At 36.6% G+C, this 1216-nt stretch carries 1 protein-coding gene; it reads left to right on the top strand.

Annotated elements, in window-relative coordinates; all coding sequences use genetic code 11:
• Positions 1 to 191: 191 nt before the first annotated feature.
• A complete protein-coding gene (locus FH976_RS15775) occupies positions 192 to 1184 on the top strand; it encodes an IS110 family RNA-guided transposase (protein ID WP_194091723.1) in 993 nt (330 codons plus the stop codon).
• Positions 1185 to 1216: the final 32 nt, after the last annotated feature.

Genomic DNA, 1216 nt, shown 5'->3' with positions numbered 1-1216 from the left:
ACCACTTGTATCTTGAAGTTTTGGATGATTAGCTATCCTCCAAGCTCTAAAATCAGTGAGGATGTTTGACCACGTAATGTTTAACATTGAGCTGTAGATTATCCCCTGATTTTACTTTCTCTAATACTGGATGGTATCCGAGCGCTTAGTTATTAACTAATGATGCTGTATGCACAAGTGGAGTCGTTGATATGAGAGTAAATGTTGGAATTGATGTAAGCAAAGATTCTTTAGATTTCTGTTTATTATTAAATCAAACCAAGAGCGGTCGAAAATTTAGGAATTTTAAAAATCGAAAAATCGATTATGCAACCATCAATGATTGGTTGTTAAAGCAAGCTAAATGCCAACCCAACGAAATCGTGATAACGATGGAATCTACAGGCGTTTATCATGAAGCAATCGCTTTATATTTACACACGTCTGGTTTTCAAATCATAATTTCAAATCCTGGCAAAGCGAAGAAATTCTCTCAGTCGCTAGGGTTAATTCATAAAACAGATAAATCAGATTCATATATGCTCGCAAGATATGGTAATGCTCAATATGAGCATGCTCCTTTGTGGAAACCAGATGCCGATAATGTTAGGTCAATCAAAGCGTTAGTTCGTAGGCTATCAGCGTTGGAAAAAGATCGTTTGAGAGAAAGCAATCGGCTGGAAGCTTACACAATCAGTGATTCTCATAAGCGAGTTCTGTTATCAATCAAACGAATTATCCACATTTTAGATGATGAAATTAAGGACATTGAACGTGAAATTGATGACCTCATTTCTGCTTGTCCTGTCATGAGTAAAAATCATGATTTACTTATGAGTGTTGTAGGTATCGGAAAGGTAATGTCGAGAGAACTGGTGTATTTATTTTCAGCTAAGAATTTCTCGACAGCCAAACAAGCAGCTGCATTTGTAGGCCTTACGCCAAGGCTAAATGAATCAGGATCATTTAAAGGTAGAACCACATTGAGTAAAATTGGCCCATCACGAATTAGATCCAAAATATTCTTGGCCGCAGTTAGCGCTGGTAAATACAATCCCGATATCAAAGCACAAAAAAAGAGGCTATTAGCCGCTGGTAAAACAAAAATGCAAGCGTTATGTGCTGCTATGAGAAAGCTAATTCAAATATGCTTTGGGGTTATAAAAAATCAGACAAGATATCAGTCTGAATTAACCTTAAATTAAGTTTGTTATCGCTTCTGAGAGATGGTATCTAC

Origin of the sequence: Vibrio hibernica (assembly GCF_015223435.1) — a bacterium.
Lineage (GTDB): Bacteria > Pseudomonadota > Gammaproteobacteria > Enterobacterales > Vibrionaceae > Vibrio > Vibrio hibernica.
The sequence above is the reverse complement of the archived record's forward strand: the minus strand, read 5'-3'. Positions and strand labels throughout refer to the sequence as shown.